The sequence below is a fragment of the Pedobacter heparinus genome (assembly GCF_032678725.1).
GTDB lineage: Bacteria > Bacteroidota > Bacteroidia > Sphingobacteriales > Sphingobacteriaceae > Pedobacter > Pedobacter heparinus_A.
Genome location: NZ_JAVTSC010000001.1, coordinates 398,866 through 418,301, shown reverse-complemented (window position 1 = coordinate 418,301; position 19,436 = coordinate 398,866). Strand labels below are relative to the sequence as shown.

Annotated in this window: 11 protein-coding genes; all 11 read right to left on the bottom strand. The window is 42.6% G+C overall.

What is annotated here, in order from left to right; translation table 11 throughout:
* Positions 1-32: 32 nt before the first annotated feature.
* The 11 genes from R2Q85_RS01735 to R2Q85_RS01685 all read right to left on the bottom strand — a co-directional run bounded on the left by R2Q85_RS01735 (position 33) and on the right by R2Q85_RS01685 (position 19,247).
* Complete coding sequence (locus R2Q85_RS01735; protein WP_316810010.1) at positions 33-2,792, bottom strand: glycoside hydrolase family 2 TIM barrel-domain containing protein; 2,760 nt, start codon at positions 2,790-2,792, stop codon at positions 33-35.
* Positions 2,793-2,805: 13 nt separating this feature from the next.
* Positions 2,806-4,239: a sialate O-acetylesterase gene (locus tag R2Q85_RS01730; RefSeq protein WP_316810009.1), complete on the bottom strand. Its 1,434-nt coding sequence runs from the start codon at positions 4,237-4,239 to the stop codon at positions 2,806-2,808.
* A gap of 7 nt (positions 4,240-4,246) precedes the next feature.
* Positions 4,247-6,088 (bottom strand): six-hairpin glycosidase, encoded by a 1,842-nt coding sequence (locus R2Q85_RS01725; protein WP_316810008.1) that lies wholly within the window; start codon positions 6,086-6,088, stop codon positions 4,247-4,249.
* Positions 6,075-7,040 (bottom strand): glycoside hydrolase family 43 protein, encoded by a 966-nt coding sequence (locus tag R2Q85_RS01720; RefSeq protein ID WP_316810007.1) that lies wholly within the window; start codon positions 7,038-7,040, stop codon positions 6,075-6,077. Before R2Q85_RS01720 ends, R2Q85_RS01725 begins: the two co-directional genes overlap by 14 nt.
* A 6-nt stretch (positions 7,041-7,046) precedes the next feature.
* Positions 7,047-8,465: a glycoside hydrolase family 140 protein gene (locus R2Q85_RS01715; protein ID WP_316810006.1), complete on the bottom strand. Its 1,419-nt coding sequence runs from the start codon at positions 8,463-8,465 to the stop codon at positions 7,047-7,049.
* Positions 8,466-8,475: 10 nt separating this feature from the next.
* The gene (locus R2Q85_RS01710) at positions 8,476-11,619 is read right to left on the bottom strand and encodes a DUF6298 domain-containing protein (RefSeq protein ID WP_316810005.1); all 3,144 of its coding nucleotides are present in this window, start codon (positions 11,617-11,619) and stop codon (positions 8,476-8,478) included.
* Positions 11,620-11,785: 166 nt separating this feature from the next.
* Complete coding sequence (locus tag R2Q85_RS01705) at positions 11,786-13,408, bottom strand: polysaccharide lyase (protein WP_316810004.1); 1,623 nt, start codon at positions 13,406-13,408, stop codon at positions 11,786-11,788.
* Between the two features lie 141 nt (positions 13,409-13,549).
* Entirely contained in the window at positions 13,550-16,171 is a 2,622-nt protein-coding gene (locus R2Q85_RS01700) for an outer membrane beta-barrel protein (protein ID WP_316810003.1), read from the bottom strand.
* Between the two features lie 92 nt (positions 16,172-16,263).
* Positions 16,264-17,028, bottom strand: a complete 765-nt coding sequence (locus R2Q85_RS01695; protein WP_316810002.1) for a LytTR family DNA-binding domain-containing protein — start codon at positions 17,026-17,028, stop codon at positions 16,264-16,266.
* Between the two features lie 46 nt (positions 17,029-17,074).
* A complete protein-coding gene (locus tag R2Q85_RS01690; protein WP_316810001.1) occupies positions 17,075-18,013 on the bottom strand; it encodes a sensor histidine kinase in 939 nt (312 codons plus the stop codon).
* Position 18,014: 1 nt separating this feature from the next.
* Positions 18,015-19,247 (bottom strand): hypothetical protein, encoded by a 1,233-nt coding sequence (locus tag R2Q85_RS01685; RefSeq protein ID WP_316810000.1) that lies wholly within the window; start codon positions 19,245-19,247, stop codon positions 18,015-18,017.
* Positions 19,248-19,436 lie beyond the last annotated feature (189 nt).

The following is a 19,436-nucleotide window of genomic DNA, read 5'->3' as shown; positions in this document are numbered from 1 at the left end:
TTTTTCTGCCTTTATCTATTTAATTTACGCAATTAATTGTTGCCTGAGAAATCAAAGTAAAGCGTTAAGTTCAAAGCTCTTGCGGGATCTTTTTCATAATCATAGAAGATATTTTTCATGGCCATTGGTCCGCTTCGCTCGGCACGCTGTGTTTTTGTTCCTATACCAGGAATACCCTGCATAAAGGAAATATCGCCCGAAGGAAAAAGTGGCTCATAATTGTGCCATTGATCGGTTTTAAAAGCGGCACTGAACAACCTTAAAAAAACATCTTCATTTTCGGTAACTACTTTAAAGGGCTGGTCTTTTGTAATGAATTTGCACCAGTACATATTGGAATGATAGCCCTTAAATTCAGGATAAACCCATGCTTCACCGGTTTCTGTGCTGTTATAGTCTTTCTTCCAAACACCAAAAGGATTGCCTTTTAAGCGGTTTTTCCAAACCCTGTAAGGCCCCCTGCCCATATATTCTACGCCTTTGATCTGGTTTTCAGGAAAGGAAAAATTCAATCCGATAAAATTTGTTGTGTATTCTACCGGGAAGTACTTTACATTTAGTTTTACCCAGCCCGAAGGATAAATTATCCATTGGAGTGTATTGTAAGCGGTTTTTCTGTTAAACGTAGATTCAATGATCAGGTTTTCGCCTTCCATGCGCTGACGGATATTTTGAAAATTGCTGCTGCCTTCTTGTATGATGGGTCCGTTTGAGAAAGGAACAATTCCTTTTTCATTTTTTACCTGGCGCAATACCCCTGTTTTTTTGCTGAAACTTAAATGTATTCCATTGGCAGAGGCCATATAAAGTGTGTCACTTTCTTTAAGCGTTACAGGTTGGCCGCCGGTGATTTTAACCATAGACAAGGCTTCTTTTCCCGGAAGGGTGATCGGGAAGCTCCAGGTATACAGTTCTTTGCCATAAAAATCGGTAGCTGTAAGGTATAATACATCGAAAGACAACCAGTTTTGTGGCAGGTTTACCTGTAATTTACCTTTCTCAGCAGGTTTTACGTCCGGAGCTATTGCTTTCCCGCTTAGTTCCTGTTTATTTTTCAGATTGAGCAGTTTCCAGCTGAACTGACAGGTCTTGAGATTGGCGAAATGATAGCGGTTCTCCAGGTTAAACTGACCGTCAAATCCGGGAGTCATTTCCCGATGCTCAAAAAATACCGGGCTCCAGATTTCTTTAATGGCGAAAAAGCTGCCTTCCTTTTCATGGTAGGGCCCTACAATTCCATCTGCTCCGCGGTTACCATCGGTGTCAATACTGTTATTTTTATCGGTACGGACTACGCCCTGATCAGCAAAATCCCAAAGAAAGCCTCCGGCAGAAAGCGGGTTGGACAACATGTCGTTCCAGTAATCTTCCAAACTGGCCCCATGCCCGCCATCGAACATGCCATGCAAAAATTCAGTAGGCATCACTATGCTATGGCCATGTCTGTAATTGCCTATACCATAATTATATTCCCGGTAATGCTGCGTATCAAAACCATTAAAATCCTCCCATGGGTGAATGACAGGTCGTTTTTGAATATCCCCTGCTGCGAACAAGGGATCCAGTTCGCGGTTATGCCCGCCTTCATTTCCATTTGCCCAAAAAACAATGGAAGGATGGTTGACATCATGGCGCAGCATTTCTTTGACCAGTTTGCTTCCTGTAGGCGTATCGTAATGACCATGCCAGCCGGCCAGCTCATCCATCACGTATAGGCCCAAGGAATCGCATACATCCAGGAAATGTCCATCTGGCGGATAGTGTGACATGCGTACGGCATTCATGTTCATTTCTTTCATCAGGACCACATCTTCAATGCTGTTCTTTTTACTCAGCGTCCTGCCCGAGGCGGGCCGGAAGGAATGACGGTTCACGCCTTTAAATTTTATTTTGGTACCATTTACGTACACACCGTCCCTAGGCTTTACTACAATGGTACGGAAACCGATCTTTTTACTTACCGTATGCAGGGCTTTGTTTTTTTGATATAGGGTAAATGTTGCGGTGTATAGGTTTGGAAATTCTGATGACCAGAGCTGGGGTGCCTGGAAAGTTCCGGCTAAACCAGTTATGCCTGGTTTGCTTAGTGTAGTGCTCAATTCTGCACCGTATTTTTTACCTTCAGCGGTGTACAGCTGCAGCGTTAACTTATCTGCTTTACCGGCTACGTTAACCTCGGCTTTAAGCTGACCATCAGCTCCCGCATCGATGGCTATGCTTTCCATATGTTGTACTGGTAAAGCCTCCAGGTATACCGGCCTGAATATCCCTCCGAAAATCCAGAAATCCGCTTTACGCTCAGCTTCGTTTACCGATTTATTGGCAGAATGTTTGGCTACTTTTACTTCCAGCAGGTTGGATGAATTGTATTTCAATAAAGCGGATACGTCATAACGGAAGACATAAAAAGCGCCCCGATGCATCGGGCCTGCTGATTTCCCATTGAGTTTCACTTCAGTATCGGTCATCGATCCTTCAAACACGATATTGATCTTTTTACCTTTCCAGGCAGCAGGAACTTTAAAATTATATTTATACAATCCCTGTTCCTTGCCCCTTACACTATCTTTAGCAAATCCATAATCGTATTTTCCAAAACCCTGCAGTTCCCAGTTTGAAGGAACAGGTATGCTGGTCCATTTACCGGAATTCATACCTGCAGTGCAGAAAAAATCCCATTTAACCGTATCGTCATTACCAGTACCCGACAAATACAACTGCTCAGTTTGCTGAGCGTGAACAACAGAACAGAGCAACAGCAGAATAAAAGAAAGGATCGATTTAAGCTTCATGAAAATGGACAGGTTATATGGGATTAAATTGTGCGATAAGTGGATTATCCGTACGGAATGGAAGCGCCGGCAGACCGTTCTTATTGTATAAATTAGGATTGGCGGATTCTGTCCAGCCAAAACGTACGGCAACAGGCTTTTTCACCGCAGCTGCTGAAACCAAAACTTTAGTTCCGCTGATGCGGGCTGTAGCTGGTACAAACCTGCCATCTGCTCCTGCGATGGTAAAATCGCTCAAAGCTTTTCCGTTTGAACTCTTCAATCCGGTCCCTACATGGTCAAACTGCAGTTCGGCGGTAGGACCTTTAAATTTTACGGATTTGTACATCGGCCCCGAGTACACTATTTTTTTACCATAATCTTTGGCCAGCGCCCACAATGCCAGGCGTCTGCCCACTTCCCACTTATAGGTAGGATGTAATTCATCTATCTTGTCATTAAGATCGGTGGTAACTACCATACCAGTTTTTGGCATCCGCATCACCTGCGCCTGCCCTTCCCAGAATTCTGGTTCAATTTCCACATTTTGCATGGTTTTAGAGTAAATGAATGGGGCGATCTGTACATAATAGAAAGGCATGGAAGGGTTTTTCCAGCCGCTTCTCCAGCTCTTGATCAGCGCTTTCATTTTATAACTGTAAGTAATGTTCTCTCTCCTGAAACAATTGGTCTCTCCCTGGTACCAGATCACCCCTTTAATAGCAAAGGGCATCAAAGGCTCAATCATGGAAGGATAAAATTTACCGGGATCGCTGCCCAGATATTGTCCCTGAAAATCAGGACCTGCCAGGATTGCTGCAGGGATCCAGGGTTCTATGGCGCTCCCGCTGACAGCGGACGTGATCATGCCTACAGGAACACGCAATTGTTTTTGTAATTCTTTAGCGAAGAAATAACCTGCAGCTGATGAGTTTTTGAGGGCAGGGTCTTTGGCTATGTTCCAGTTTTTAGGGTTGGTATCGGGTTTGGCCAGGTCTTTACGATTGACCACAAAAATCCGGATCAGCTTATTGTGTGCATTGGCCACTTCATTTGCCGGAAAGCCCAGCTTTTCATTGAGCGGCTTTTTCATGGTCTTCAATTTATGCATAGCATATTCCATGTTTGATTGTCCGGAACAAAGCCATACCTCACCCACCAGTATATTCTTCAATAAAATCGTATTTGTCCCTTTAATGGTCATTGTAGCGGGAACTGCTGATGTTTTTAAAGGCGACAAAACCACCTTCCAGTTGCCCCTTGCATCCGTCACCGCAGTTTTTTGCTGTGTGGCAAAGCGTACACTGACATTTTCGCCCGGATTTCCATATCCCCAGATATTTAAAGGTTTATCTCGCTGCAGGATCATATTACTGGATAAAATCTGCGGCAAAAGTACCTTGGCATGGGTGGTTGTTATCCATCCAAAAAATAAGGTCAGGCAAAGGAAATACGCTTTAAAGTTCATAGTTTAATTAAAATGCTGTTGTTCTTAATGATTTGACGTAATATACGGCTTCTTTCACTGGAGTCCCAGCATCTTTAAGATCAAAATCCTGATCGGTAGGTGTATCTACATCCGGATAACGCCTTACATCGCCTGTCCGGAACATAATTTTTTCAAATGAAGCTACCGGCACAAACATAAGCCTTGTTCCTTTGTTCTGACCATTGATAAAAATATCGTACATCCGCTTGTTCATATCCAGTTCTATGCGGATGTCATACGTTTTTCCGGCTTCGTATTTCATGATGCCGGAATTGCGGTAACCAACTTTAGCTTTTAACTCCCCGTCTGCGTCAAAAATTAACCTGGAAGCAGCTGTACCTTTGGCATCCTGAAATTCAATGTGTAATGATCCGGTATTGTTCTGGGCTGGCGTTACTGAAAATTCAACCTTTACTTTTCTACCTGCCGGGAACATCCGTTCGGCTTTGGCATAATCATAAGGATCCTTATCCCTCAATGTCAGTGCTTTTATGCCATCTGGTGCTTTTTCTATACGGACTGGAGCCCAAAGAGGGCTAAAAATATTCCATAACCTGAGCTCCTGCCCGTCCGGAAGGGCATTGAATACTTCATTGACCTGCTCTTTAGCGTTGGAAACAACCGGCACCGGAACTTTTGCTACCCACATGTCTTCTTTGTTCATGCTGTAAGTAAGCCACATATTGCCATCTGCTGGTTTGCCATCGGTTTCTGGAATTCCACGGATATACTGGGGGCCATAGGATTTATAATTGCCGCCATACCGCATGGGCGAGATCTCCCCGTTTACCAGCAGCAGGTCTTTATAATTTAAACCGTCATCACTGGTAGACACAGCCAAAGGCCAACGAAATTCCGAAGGATTATAAACAATAGAATAGCGGCCATCTGATGTACGCTGTCCCCAGATCTTGGCATTGCTGTTTACCACACCAGGAGCCCTTAAGGGGTTAAATTCCCAGCTTTTTCCATTGTCTTTACTGATGGATGTAAGGGCATGTTTCCACAAACCTACTACCCTTCCATCCTGCAGATGATAATAACTGAATGCTTTTACCGGCCTGTTCAATGGAATTAATGGGTCGTTTCTGTCCGCTTCTTCTACCATTTGCTGCATCATTAAAGGGCTGTCCAGAATTTCGTTACAAGCTTTTACGAAGTCTTTATCTTTGCTTTTGGTATACATGGGGTAAACGGCATGCTTCATATCCCAGCTGGCATTGGGCCTCAGGAAATAGATCGGGCCATAACTGCCATCTTTTCTGATCTCCCGGATTACGCGACCGATTCCCTTGCCATCATTCGGATCGTCTTTTTTATCCATTGCGATGCCGTAATATGCCAATAGGAACAAACGGTCTGATTTGGATACATAAAAACCAACACGCTGGTGCATGGTGGCATATAAATCTTTAGCTTCCCCGGGATAACCTTCCTTTTTCCAGCCATCCGGAATTTTATATGGTGGAAAAACTATGGCTGGTTTAGACCACTTATATCCGTCTTTAGAGCTTTGCAGCAATGTTCTGCTTGGCGGAATGTGTTCTCCAACCGGATCACTGAGGTATTCCAGATAAAATGTTCCGTTCCAATAGGCCAGCATGGGTGCATGGTTATAGGTCCAGTTTAATCCATCGGCCAGTTCGGGATGTTCCCTGTTTGCCCTGAAGGTCTGGATATTGTGCACCCCCATTGCAGGCACAAGCTGACCGTGGTGATAATCGGCATTAACCAGGTCACTGCCGGTATAACGTAAGGTATCTTGTGCTTGTGCTGCTTGTACCAGTATCAGCAATACGGGGGCTAACCAAATCTTATTTTTTCTCATTATTATCTTTTAAATCAGGACTATTGGCACGGTCCTTTTTCAAATTTTCAATTATTTTCCTGTTTACCTTAACGATTGTACCATGCTTATGCCCTGTAGGGATAAGGGTTGCCGAAGACACATCAATGAAAGTTTTAAAATCACGGGTTTTCATGGCTGCATACCTTTTCTCGCCATAGACATCGTAATAGATCAACCAGTCTTTACCTACTTTAACTACCGATGGTCCTTCTGTCAGTTTACCTGTAAAAGATGCAGAAACACCTTTATATGGTCCCAGGGCATCCTTACTGAAAGCTACTTTTAAATTCCTGTTTGGCCGGGTATTGTCTTTCAGCACCAATACATGGTCTTTTTCTGAGCGTTTTACGATGACTGCATCAATCACACTAAAACCAGGATCCAGAAACAGCTTTGCATCACTGAATGATTTAAAGTCCTTAGTGGTAATAGCGTACATCCGGTGGTTATTCTCCTCTTCTTCTATCCCTCTTGCAAAGCGATATGGAATGGTAGATGCCCATATGATCACATACTCCTTTTTTAGCTCATCATAGAACAGTTCCGGTGCCCAGACATTGATGACATTATTTTCATTTTGCAGTACCGGGATAAACTGCTGTGCTGACCAGTTGATCAGGTCTTTAGAACTGGCATATCCAAATCCACGGTCGCCCTTCCAGGCGCAGGTCCATACCAGGTGGAAAACACCATCCGGTCCCTGTACCATCGACGGATCGCGCATGATCTTCTGCTTGCCAATCTCTGGTTTGAGATAGATCTTGTTCAGGTCGTTCCATTTGTAGCCATCATTGCTGTACAGCATTCTTAGACCTTCACTGGCAGGTTCATGAAAGGAAGTAAATACATAGCCTTTTCTGGCGCATGAACTTCCCATCACCAACAGGGCCAGTACAAATACAAAACGATATAGGATGTTAAACCGCAGCATCAGCATTTATATTTTATCTATGATCAATACCCAGTCGTTTCCGTTCTCTTCTGATCCGGGAGCATCAAAATCATGTGTTCCTATATTTTCAATCTCGCCGATAACTGTTGTTTTTCCATCTCTTGGATTGAACCAGGACGCTTTAACTTTATCGCCCTCCAGCACGGCCATTTTTAAGGGGATGTTTCTGCCGGTGTACGTATACACAAAAATGTAATCCTTGCTCCTTGTGGCCAGTAACCTGTTGTATTTTTCTCCATCAACACCAGCCGCCCCTGCCAGGACTGACTGATCTGGCACCCTGTCAAAATAAGCCTCCCCTTTTTTGGAAAGCATCAGTTTTTTTAAATGCACCATCTGTCCTGCACCAGGATCATTGATGGCTTCCTGCCATGGTTTGGTTGCACCGTAAGCAGGATCTTTATCCTCAGGATTGTACATCTGCATTACGGAATTATCTCCATAAGTGTAGCCAAATGCACCTGCAAAAACTGACCAGTAGCCATATCTACGGACATCTGCATCGTTCCATTTCGGCTGGGTCACATCATGCAGGCCCTGAGGGATACCTTCGTAAGATGGCTCCCCATCTATAGTAGGTTTTACGGGTTTCAGGTTATAGTCTTTTTCTATGTATTTCCAGTTGTCCTCTCCGTAATGCCATTGCTCTTTTGCAGAGGTATCCTGCTCGTAACGGCGATGTCCGGATTGCGACATATTAAAATCCAGCCATTTGGCTTCATGAAACCATTCTGATGATGCGGTGCGGCCCCTTGGATGAAAAGTGATGAGGTGGTTTGGGTCGTTTGCCCGTAACGTGCTGCCAATCATCTCCCATACCGGTTTCACTTCAGACCCCTTAATATCACCACCATTTAACCAAATGATGTTCCATCTGTCTTTATAGCGTTTTGCCAGAAACTCCGCATAAATTTTAGCCTGCTCAGGAGTCACTTTTTTATTCTTTACATTGGTACCCCAAACCGGCACCATGGCCATATAGATACCTTTTTCAGCAGCTTTATCTACAATATAATCCACATGGTCCCAAAAATCATATTGTGCAGCGTCTGTAAATGTGGTTCCCTGTGTAACCTTTGGTTTTGAGATATCACCACCAATCAGTGAAGAATCTCCATAAATGTTAACAGAAGGTACAGTATGCAATACCATTACCTGGATCACATTAAAGCCTTTTTGCATGCGGTCTTCCAAATAGGTATTGGCTTGTTCCCTGGTCAGTTTATTAAACAAAAGCCAGCCGGTATCTCCCAGCCAGAAAAAAGGTTTCCCATCTTCTGTGGTAAAATACCTGCCATTAGCTGAAATATGCAATCCTTTTTTTAAAGCCTTTGGCTTTTGGTCTGAGGCGCATCCAAGTACGACCAATGAAACGACAACAAATAATGCTATTTTTTTATACATAGATATGGCTTTAAATTTTGTTGATAAAGATCACCTCATCCGCAGATGAAAGTTTTTTCAGTTCGATAGCAGATCCACCCTTGATCTTTTCCTCTTTTAATACGGTACCATTACGTGGATTGATGTATTGCAGCAGGTAATTTCCTGCTGCTTTGCTCAGATCGGCATGTATTGAAGCCTCAGTACCATTATACCATACATAAGCTTTGCCTGGGTTTTGAAGGGCATATTGCCCGATAGCTTTACCAGCTGGAGCCAGGGCTTTCATTTCAGTAACTGCGTTAAGCAGGTTAGCTGGGGCAGGAACATTCGACAAGGAACCACCCGCCATGAAAATAGCCCAGCCAAAAGCGTCAAAACCATCTCCTGAATAAATCACAGCCTTATGTGGATACTGTGTGCGATATTCTGCTACTGCACGGTATACCTGTTCAAAGGAAGTTTTTTTAGGCTTTAATAAACGTGCATGCTGACGCGGAGCAAGGTTTTTTCCGCCTTCTGGTGCATAAGCTGTCCCATCCGCCTGATAATGCCAGTAACGAATGTCAACCAGGTCAACCACTGCGGCTCTGTCTTTATCAGCCAGTATGGCATCTTGTACATCTCTAGTAGTGCTTAGGCCAATGATCGGGTGTTTCCCGGTTTCTTTTTCCCATTCTTTAATGGTATCTATCCAAAATTCTACAAAATGTAAAGGCCCCGTAAATTCTGCACTGATCAGCTGGATTACACCTGTATTGTCTTTGAAATTATCCAGGCATTTGCGGATATAGGCGCGGTGGAGTGCGCGTCGCTGCACGTTGCTGATGTCATAAAACTGCCCGGCCATAAATATCCGTTTGTCACCGGCATAAGGTACCGGTTCGGGAAAGCCTGTACTGTTAATGTTATTTGCGGTCCGCCAGGGGAAGTCTGCATAATGTGCACCTGCTTCTATGATGTTGTGCTGAAAATAGTTCTCATGGATCAGTACCAGCCCTTTCTGATCAGCCAGGTCTGCGAATTGTTTTAAGCGGCCCCAATACCATGGATTGTATTTACTGATGTCGTATTTACTCAGGCCATCCCATGCCTTATCCTGCCCGCTGCGCGCAAAAGGCAGCTCATAAAAAGGTGTCCATACCTCACCGTCCATCCTTCTGATCCGCTCATGGTCATCGCGTCTTCTGTCGTACCATAAACCGTAATTATGTTCCAAGATCTTCACCGAGCCCTTTTGCATGAGGTCTGTGACTTCTTCCAGGTCGTCTGTTAACCCCTTGCCAATGCGACCAGGTACAAAACGGGTAATGTGCATTTTCATGCCTTGCAGCGCATAAGGTCTTGCACTGCCATTCCACCATTGCACGTCTGCGCGATTGCCGGTAACCGGGGCAGTACCTCGCAGCAGCCAGCCATTATTTATCTCCATGGCCGGAGCCTTAGCCGGAACGGTTACTTTATCCAGCCCTATTTTATCGATATTTTTTGCTGAGCCTGCAGTTGTCGGAATTTTTTGCCGCGCTGTAGCCTGGTCTATATATTCAGTTAATTGCATGTCCGGTTTAACAGCCAGTTTGGTAAGTTTCTGAGCCACATCCACTGGTGGGCTGCTGGAAGCTTCCGTTTCTACAGGCATTATAAAAGTCCTGTCATCAACTTGTTTACCCAGTCTGTCTTTCAGTTGTGCATAATATAAACTCCTTGGCTGGATCTGCTCATTGGACATATCCCAATATCCATTGCCGGCAAACTGTGCCCAGGTACCGAAGGCCCAGTTCTGCGCAGTTGGCGGAGCGTAACAATCTACCCTTGCTGCTGTACACTGCCAGAACACACTGTTTGCTGCCGACCAGCCTGCGCCTTGTCCGTCCTGCCAGCGGTTCATATAGCTAAGGGCCTGTCCATCGACATTAACAACATCAAATAACACACCTGAGGCCCAGCTGTCTATTGTTCCGCTAAAGCTAAATGGCAAATAAGCCTGGCACTGTACAAATGCATTGGGACCAGGAGCACAAAAGCCTACAGCAAAATCATGATAGCCGTACTCGGAATATAGTCTTTGAAACAGTGTTTGCCCTCCGGTCGTTAAAAAAGTATACCTGCGCTCGCCACCAATTTCTGAAACCGGGGCCAGGGATTTACAATCTTCAACGGTTATTCTGTTTGCTGTTTCCTGAACGTTTACTGCCGAGCCTGCAAAGTGTTCAAAAACAACCTGCCGTACCCAGGCATCTGTTACATTTTCCAGTGAGATCGCAGTCCAGCGGTGGTATTCATCTTTAGGGTTTTGATCATCAAAAGCCGATATAAACCTGATATTTTCTGTACCTGAATTGGAAATTCTACCATTCCAGCTGTATTTTGATACTGTTGCACCACCATAGTTTGCATCCAGGGCAGTAGTTAAAGGTGCATCCAACAGCAGCGTACTTCCTTCAACGGCAACAATTTTTCTATCCCAATAAATGTCCCTTTGTCCTGGTTTCCATCCCAAAGAAGTAATGCCTCCGCCAAAATGAGCTGTACCGAGTTCGTCGATCCAGTTTTTTGTTGATATGCGCTGAACGATTACCTGATCCCCTTTCTTAAATCCCCCATCGGCAACCGTAATTTTCATGGCGTTTACCGGCACATAATGAGCTGTAACTGCTATAGCGGTTTCCTTAACACGATCCGCTTTTCCTGCTATGCGAAGTACCCCCAGTCTATCCAGCCCGGTTGCAAACAAGATTGTTCCGTCTGCTCCCATTCCGCTGCCACGCAAAACCACGCCCGAAGCATTGATCTTTAAGGTACCGGCAACTTCATACTTACCTTTTTCAAGCAATACTGCTCCTCTTAAACCATCTTTACCCAGAGGTAAAGCAGCCACATAATTTAAGGCTGATTGAATCCTTAAAGTAGCATCTCCATTCTTTACAGGAACGATAATTTTAACGGCGGCATCTGGTATAGCCTGTTCTCCTGCCTTATAACCTGCGTATGAAAAATCCGGAATACGGTTACCTTTCTCATCAGGCGTATAATTTAGCTGACCATCTTTACCTTTAAATATTGGTTTTGGTGGCTCGGGTGTTTTTACTTTTTGCGCATATCCCGCTACAACAGGAAACAGTCCAAGCATCAGTAAAGCCCATATGCGACAATATTTTATAGGAATGTATTTCACAATCGTTGTAATTTTACAAGTAGAAATAACGGTTAAGAACCCTTAGATGCCACTCAAATTTATATTGGTGTCACAAAATTAAAAGATAAGCCCAATGCTTGTTGTAGCATTTTCCCTATCTATTATATGATCTTATCATAACCCACATAATTGTGTAAAGTCCTTGTTATGGTCTTACATTTTTAAGGTCCGCCAGGCTGTTCAGGTAATTTTCAATATTTGAGTATCCGTTTTTACTGATCTTTGCTGCGTCTGAGGCATTTTTTGCATCCAAGCTGTTTTTAATTTCCCAGGCATCAGGAATTCCATCGTTGTCCGAATCCTGGTAAGGCGTTCCTTTATATTCCGGGTAACCACCTACCTGGCTAATGTCTGAAATGATTCCTTGCTTATAAGAATCTGCAGGTAAACGTCTTTTAATAAACTTTCCGCCAACTGGCAGTTTCGCCTGTTCGCTATACTGTATTTTTCCTGTTTTCACCTGTTCTACCACCCGGATATCCACTGCATCCCGCTTAGGTAAGGTAGCACCAGCATTGTTCAATACGTAATCGTATGCCTTGTAAGCATCAATGGTTGTTACCTTTGCCATTGGTAAAGGTTTGTCTGTGCGGATAGAATCCAGCAGTTTTTGGTTATTTGTTTTATCAGCCGGCTGTACACCACCAGCCCAGTTGTCTTTGGTTACTTTTTCATTTCCTTCTATTACATTTCCGGTAACATAAGCTTTTCCAAAAACGTGTGCATATCTTTTGTCGCGTCCGGATTCCGGTTTCAATATCCGGTAAGAGATGGGTTCACCAGCAGGGGTAATTGGTCCTGGTTTATAATAGTTATTGATGAAACTGAAAAGGGAATTGTTGTCACCTCCGTCTGCACTGCGGTTCCACCAGTTAAATACCACATTGTTTACAAAACCAAAATCGCCATACATACCTACTGAAGGATTTCTGCTGATATTGCTAGCCCATAGATTCCTCATAAATGTGCTGTTTAACCCACCAAGAGTGCTTCCAAAAGAATGGTTGTAAGTGTCCAGGGCTTCAGAAAAAATGGAGTTCTGGATCGTTACGTTGACAGTAGGCAATTTCTGGGGTTTTGATCCATCTTTGGGATCATATACATGTCTGTAAATAGACATGTTCTCATCTAATCCCCAACTGGCAGAAACATGGTCAATGATGATATTTCCGATCGGATTACCTCCTAAAGCATCGTCTCTTCGGGTTACCTCGGTAGCACCCCTGCGAAAACGCATGTAACGGATTACCACATCATGTGTATCTATCCATATCGATTCACCAGCGATACATACACCATCACCAGGGGCTGATTGTCCTGCGATGGTCAGGTATGGTGCCCGGATGCTAACCGGGCTTTTTAAGTGTATTATTCCTGCAACATTAAAAACGATGATACGTGCACCACCTTCTTCACAAGCTGCGCGGAATGATCCTGGGCCGCTATCTTCGAGGGTGGTGACTACAATGACCTTACCTCCCCGTCCGCCTGGTGTAAATGCGCCGCCACCCTCAGCGCCCGGAAATGCCGGAAGCTTAACCTTTAAAAGATCGGAAGGCTTAGCTGCAGCCGGTACATATGGCCTGCCATTTTTCATTTCCAGTTGTACAATACTGAAGGCTTTTTCCCATGCCTGATCAGATAGTTTTCTTCTCTGTGCATCTACAGCATCCGATGAATCCTGTAAAGCGGGTGGAATGGTTGGATATTGAGCAAAAGCTACTCCTGTACAAAGCAGGGAAAGCATGATTAAAAGGGGTTTTTTCATAAAAGACATAAATAGCTGAATGCTTTGAAGAAGATCCAGTAGGTTTAAAAATTTGGTTAGTAATTCAAAATTAATATATGGTTAACGATATATCTTGTACAATTTTCACATGGTGCTGTATGATGTTATCATAATCAAAATTTATCCGCCTCCAAAACGCTGTAAACGGAAGTTAAAGGAAATTAAAAAATAAGTAGTAAGCCGGTTGCTTTGCCTGTCAACAATTTCATTATCAAACACATCCCTGGATACACCAGTATTCTGATTCAAAAGGTCAAAGCCCTGCAGTTTGATGCTTCCTTTCTTACCTTTGAGAAAGCGGTGTTCCAGGTAAAAACTCAGTAAAGTCGGGTTGTTAATGGCCGTGTTAAAGCCTTCATTAAAGGTTTGCGAAAAGTCGTAACCCAGTATCCAGTTCTTTAAAAAATAATTGCGCCCCTGCAATCCCAAACTGATCTGACTGGTATGGCGATCGGTAAATGAGGAACCTGAATAAGAGGTGGTATTATAGGTGTATGAGGTATTCAATTCTGAATCCATGATGTCTTCCAGGTCCAAACGAAACTTCAAACCCTGGGTGATGCCAAGGTTCTTACCAATGTTACGCTCATTATTCGAAAAAGCAACATTATTACTAAAATCGGAACCTCCATACCAGGTGATCATATATTTGCGTTTTGACAGCGGAACAGATAAGGAATAACGGCCCCTGGCGCTATAAAATCCATTGGTATTGATGTAACTGGTTTCCTGTCGTAAACTGTCGGGAATAATCACTTTACTGGTTACAATTTTATCCTGAACCTGGTCAAAGCTCAGGTTTGCATGCATCATATAACCCGAAGACAAGCCAGTCTGTTTGTATTCCACTTTCATCTGGTGTATAAATTCAGGTTTCAGATCAGGATTACCTGTAACTGTATTTTGCAGGTTTGAATTGTCTGTTATGGGCTGCAGCTGGATAAAGCTGGGTTGCCTGCTGCTTCCATTGTATTTTGCGGAAATTACTTTTTCCTTTGAAAAACGGTATACCAATCTTGCCGTAGGTATCCAGTTGAATGTCTTTTTATTGGTTTGGATTGCCCTGCCAATGTCAGTACCCAGCAATGCTGAAGGTTGTGCAGAAACACCTAACGCATAATTCAGTTTATCTTTTTTAAAACGATAGTTTAGCCCGATCCTGTTGGTAATAAAAGTATAGTCGTAATTGCTGCTGAGGTTTAAATTGGGGGTTTCTGCATTGCTAACCGGATCTACATCCTTTGTTTCCTTGAAATTTCCGGTTTTAGAACGGCTCCAATCGTAGCTCAATTCCAAAAAATCGGACTGGCTAAGGGGTTCAATATAAGCCGCCCTGAGCTGGCTGCTGATGTTGTTGTTGTCATTATTGGCCAGTTGATATTGCTGATCTTCTGTAACTGTACCTAGTGAATCTGTATTGGTATAGTCATTTCTTACATTCCTGTCTTCATTGCCAGAACTGGAGTTGAGATTGGCATTTAAGCTAAAGTTACGCCTCGGTTTTTCAAACTTATGGTTATAAAAAACTTTTGCACCAAAGTTAAGGGAAGAAGAATAGTTGCGCTGACTGCTTTGTCTTAGGGAAGAGGCTTGTAATATTTGGGTATTGGTTAAGCCCGAATTGTTAGCCATTGCCGTATTGTAAGCAACATCAGGCTCTATTTTTATATAGTTGGCATCGTCTGGTCTGATTTCAAAGTTCCAGGCTAAATTGTGGTTATTGTTAAGGGCATTATTGTTGTTAGATTCCTCTTCAAATCGGGTATAATCCTGGTAAATATTCTGGCTAAAAACATGTTCTAAAGTATTATTATTCTGATTATTAAACCTGTAACTACCATAGGAAACCACTTTTTTACCCCAGTTGTTCCGGTAATTTAATTTAACCGATTTATTTTCTGAGGTACCGGCAGACCGGCCTTCGGTATTGTTCAGATCAGCTTCAAAGGAAAGCTGCTCATCGTCGTTGAGTATATTGGCTTTTATCCCGCCAGAATACCGGCGTTCACTCCCTGCCCCGATACTGCTTTTAGCAAAATAACCTTTCTTTTTATCTGGCTGTAAATTAATGTTCAATATTTTTTGCGGTGTTCCGGTCTTTAATCCTGTAATATTCGCCTGGTCACCATAATCGTCTATGATCTGTAAATTCTGTACGATATCTGCCGGAAGGTTCTGGATCGCAGCAGCAACGTCATCACCAAAATAATCTTTGCCGTTTAGCCTTACCTTAGTAACAGCCTCACCTTGTGCCGTAATGTTTCCGTTCTTGTCTACCTCTACGCCAGGCAGTTTTTTAATGACTTCGGCTACTGCATCACCCTCACGTACCTTAAAAGCGCTGGCATCGTATTGTACCGTATCTTCCTTTAATATGACCGGGATAACGCCCACAATATTTACTTCTTTAAGGGAATTGCTTAATTCTGATAATTTGATAGCACCCAGGTTGACCAGTTTTAAATTCCTGCTGATTTTAAAACTTTTTACAAATGGCTTGAAACCAATATAATTTACAGAAATGGTCACCAGAGAATCTTTTACATGCTGGAATTTAAAATTACCATCTATATCTGAGGCAACCGCCAGGCTATCTGTAACAGACCTTAATTTTACCAATGCTGATGGCAAAGTAACTCCAGCAGTATCCTGAACAGTTCCCGTAATTATTTTCAGTTGCTGAGCATGACTGTTCAGGTTAAAAAATACCAGTCCCACAATGAATGCGATCACATATTTCATAATATGAAAGAACTCAATATTTACCTCAATAAAAATGAATACCGGATGAAGGGGGATTATTTGATTCTGAATGCGGATATCATTGAACTGAATTATTGATCAAGCCAGTCTTTAAAAGCAGGGGTTTTCTGACTGCTTACAATTACTTCTTCTTCTATCGGGGGATGGAGTACTAACTTTAGCCTTCCTTTAAAATAAGGATGGATCTCTTTGGCCGCATCAATATGTATGATCAGTTTTCTGTTTATATGAAAAAATAAACCCGGATTAAGCATATGGATCAACTCATCAAGGGCATAGTCAATCGGGAATTTTTCTCCCTGCCCGGTTACCAGCAGGCTCAGCTTGTTATGAGAATAAAAATAAGCGATGTCATCAGTTTTTATAGTTTTTATTTTCGCACCTGATTTCACCATGAACCTGCTTTTATAACTGGCTTCCCCCTTCTTGATCATGTTGACGATGTCGTTCATCTGAACAGGATCAGCTGAGGTTGAAAAGGACTGCCGGATATCCTTCATTTTTTCCAGGCTCTTGTACAGCTTATCGTACTGTATGGGTTTTAAAAGATAGTCGATACTATGCAGCTGAAAGGCATCCAGTGCATACTGATCGTATGCAGTGCAAAAAATTACGGGACATTTTACGGTCATTTGCTTAAAGATCTCAAAAGAAAGTCCGTCGGATAAATGGATATCCAGAAATATAAGGTCCGGAAGCGGATGCAGCTGCAACCATTTTACGGTACTTTCTACACTAGGTAAAACTTCCAGTATCGTCATTCCTCCATATTCAGCCAATAAACTCTGGAGTCTTTGCGCAGCAGGAACTTCATCTTCAACAATTAAAACTTTCATCCGTATGGGTTTAACCTTTCGTTTTGCTAAGATATTAAATAAGCCCTTAATCCTCCAGCTCCAACAGCGGCAGTTTCACAATAAACAAGTTTTCATTTTGTATCACACTGATCGAATTATCAGAGAGGTATCTGTACCGTTTGCTGATATTTTCCAGTCCGGTATTAGCTAAAGTGCTTTCCGTCTGTTGCTTAGGCTGATAATTATTCTGGACCACTAAAGTTTTCCCGTTTTCGATAAAAATACGGATGACCAGCGGGCTCTGCTCAGCTATTTTATTGTGTTTGATCGCATTTTCCACAAGCATCTGGAGTGACAACGGAGGTATACATAGGGTATCTGGTAAATCAACTGGTATAGCTATTTCCACAATACATTGCTCTTCAAAACGCTTCTTCAATAAGAAAACATACGATTTAATAAATGCAATTTCCGTATTCAATGAGACCAGCTCTTCTCTTTTATACTGTAGCACATACCGGTATACATCAGCAAAGCGCTCTAAAAAGAGCTGGGCATCTCTGGAATTTTTTTCAATAAGTGCCGACAACACATTCAGGTTATTGAATAAAAAATGCGGGTCGATGTGCATTCTAAGTGCCTCCAGCTGACTGTTTAAATTTTCCTGCTTCAACTGATCGGATTGCAGGTGCTCCTTTTTCCACTGCATCATAAAATAGATGCCAAAATTGACTGAAAGTACAGGAATAATAAACAACAGCCCATAAATGTTGAGCACCAGGATCTGGGCCAGGTCAGGTGGAGTTACTGTACTGGTAATCTTAAACAGGTAATAGCTGAGATTGATGCAGGCCAGGGAGTAAAGACAACTTAACATCAGCTGAAGGAAAAACCTTTTGGCTGCATACTTAAACCAGGATATATGGCCATCTAAAATCCTGAAAATAAACCTATTGCCAAACCACAGTAAAACAATAACCGTTAAGATCCATAAAAATGCGACAATATAGTTCTGGTACATCATTTTATTTGAATGAGATTTCAGTAATCATATTCCAGGGTATATATTTATTTTCTGAATTGGCCTGCCAGACCAATATACCCCAATTTTTTGCGGTTACATCATTGTGATGCCCTAAAATCAATTCCCGTCCATCGTTTAACGTCACATTGGAATAGCTTTGTCCCATAGGGGACATTTTACTAATGTATTTAAAAGGCAGTTGATAGTACATCCCATCTTTATTTCCTTCCATTAAATCACAATTCCATTCTTCGTCCATGTCAAAAACACAATTGCCTTTATAGATCTTTTTGTCCCTGGTACTTACTGTAGCATATATTTTTTTGGGGCTGGCATAAGCGTCATATCCTATGTTATCTGGAACACGTTCAAGCTGCAACGATCTGAAAGCCTTCCAGGATACAATTACCCTTCCCCACTGAGGATGCATCACTACAATCCCACCATTGGCAGCCGAAACATCCCTGTCATCGGTTAAATAAACTTCCTTTCCAGATTTCAGGCTTACTGTGGCACCTTTATTAAACCGCTCCATGGCAGCGATATCTGCAAAAACATATTGCATCCGTTTTTCTCCGTTCAGCATTCCTTCCAGGTATTGGTTATCCAGGTATTTCATTTTATCCCATTGGATAAAGCCACTAAAAGCCCCTTTTGTGGTCATGACCGTTCCATAGAGTGGGTTTCCTTTAAGGTGGTTTAAGCGTGAGGGGCCAGCAAAAAACCTGATGGTGCTAATGGCCGACCATTTTATGGTGTTTACCAACTCATTGTTATAAACTACGATATCTTTGCCCAAATGCCGGCTCTCCTGTTCGTCTACAGTTACCCTGATTTTAGCGCCACTTTTATAATACAGCTGGGCTTCCTTTAACCCGGTTACATGGATCAGTGCAATATCTCCAAAACGCGATAAGATCTCGCTTTTCCTTTCGGGATATTTGTCTTTCCATAAGTTCATGAATTTCCAGTCGATTACTGGCTCAACCCCATCTTTAGACAGGTTCTTGAGCTGATATTCACTTAAATACCTCAGATTCGGGTTAACCTGCTTGGCAACCAGTAAAATATCAGTCCATAACATCTGACCGCCACTCCACCTGATCTGTCCGGTATAAATCTGCTTATTTTTTAATTTAATTTCCCCATATATAAACCCCTCGTGCTGAGCTCTGGCTTCAGCCGCGATAAAAATTAAGAGGAAGAAATGTAAATACCAGCAATTAAATCTCATTGTTTTAGTTAATCCAGACAATTTATTTATTTATATTGTTCTAACCAATAAATACCCACCAGATACTGATAATTTAGAATTGAACCGGGATATTATCAGGTTGAATACATTCATCCATAAGTTATCCCGGTTCAGTACAATAAAGTCTGATTACAACCCTCATCTATTGGCAAACAGTGATAATTTCTT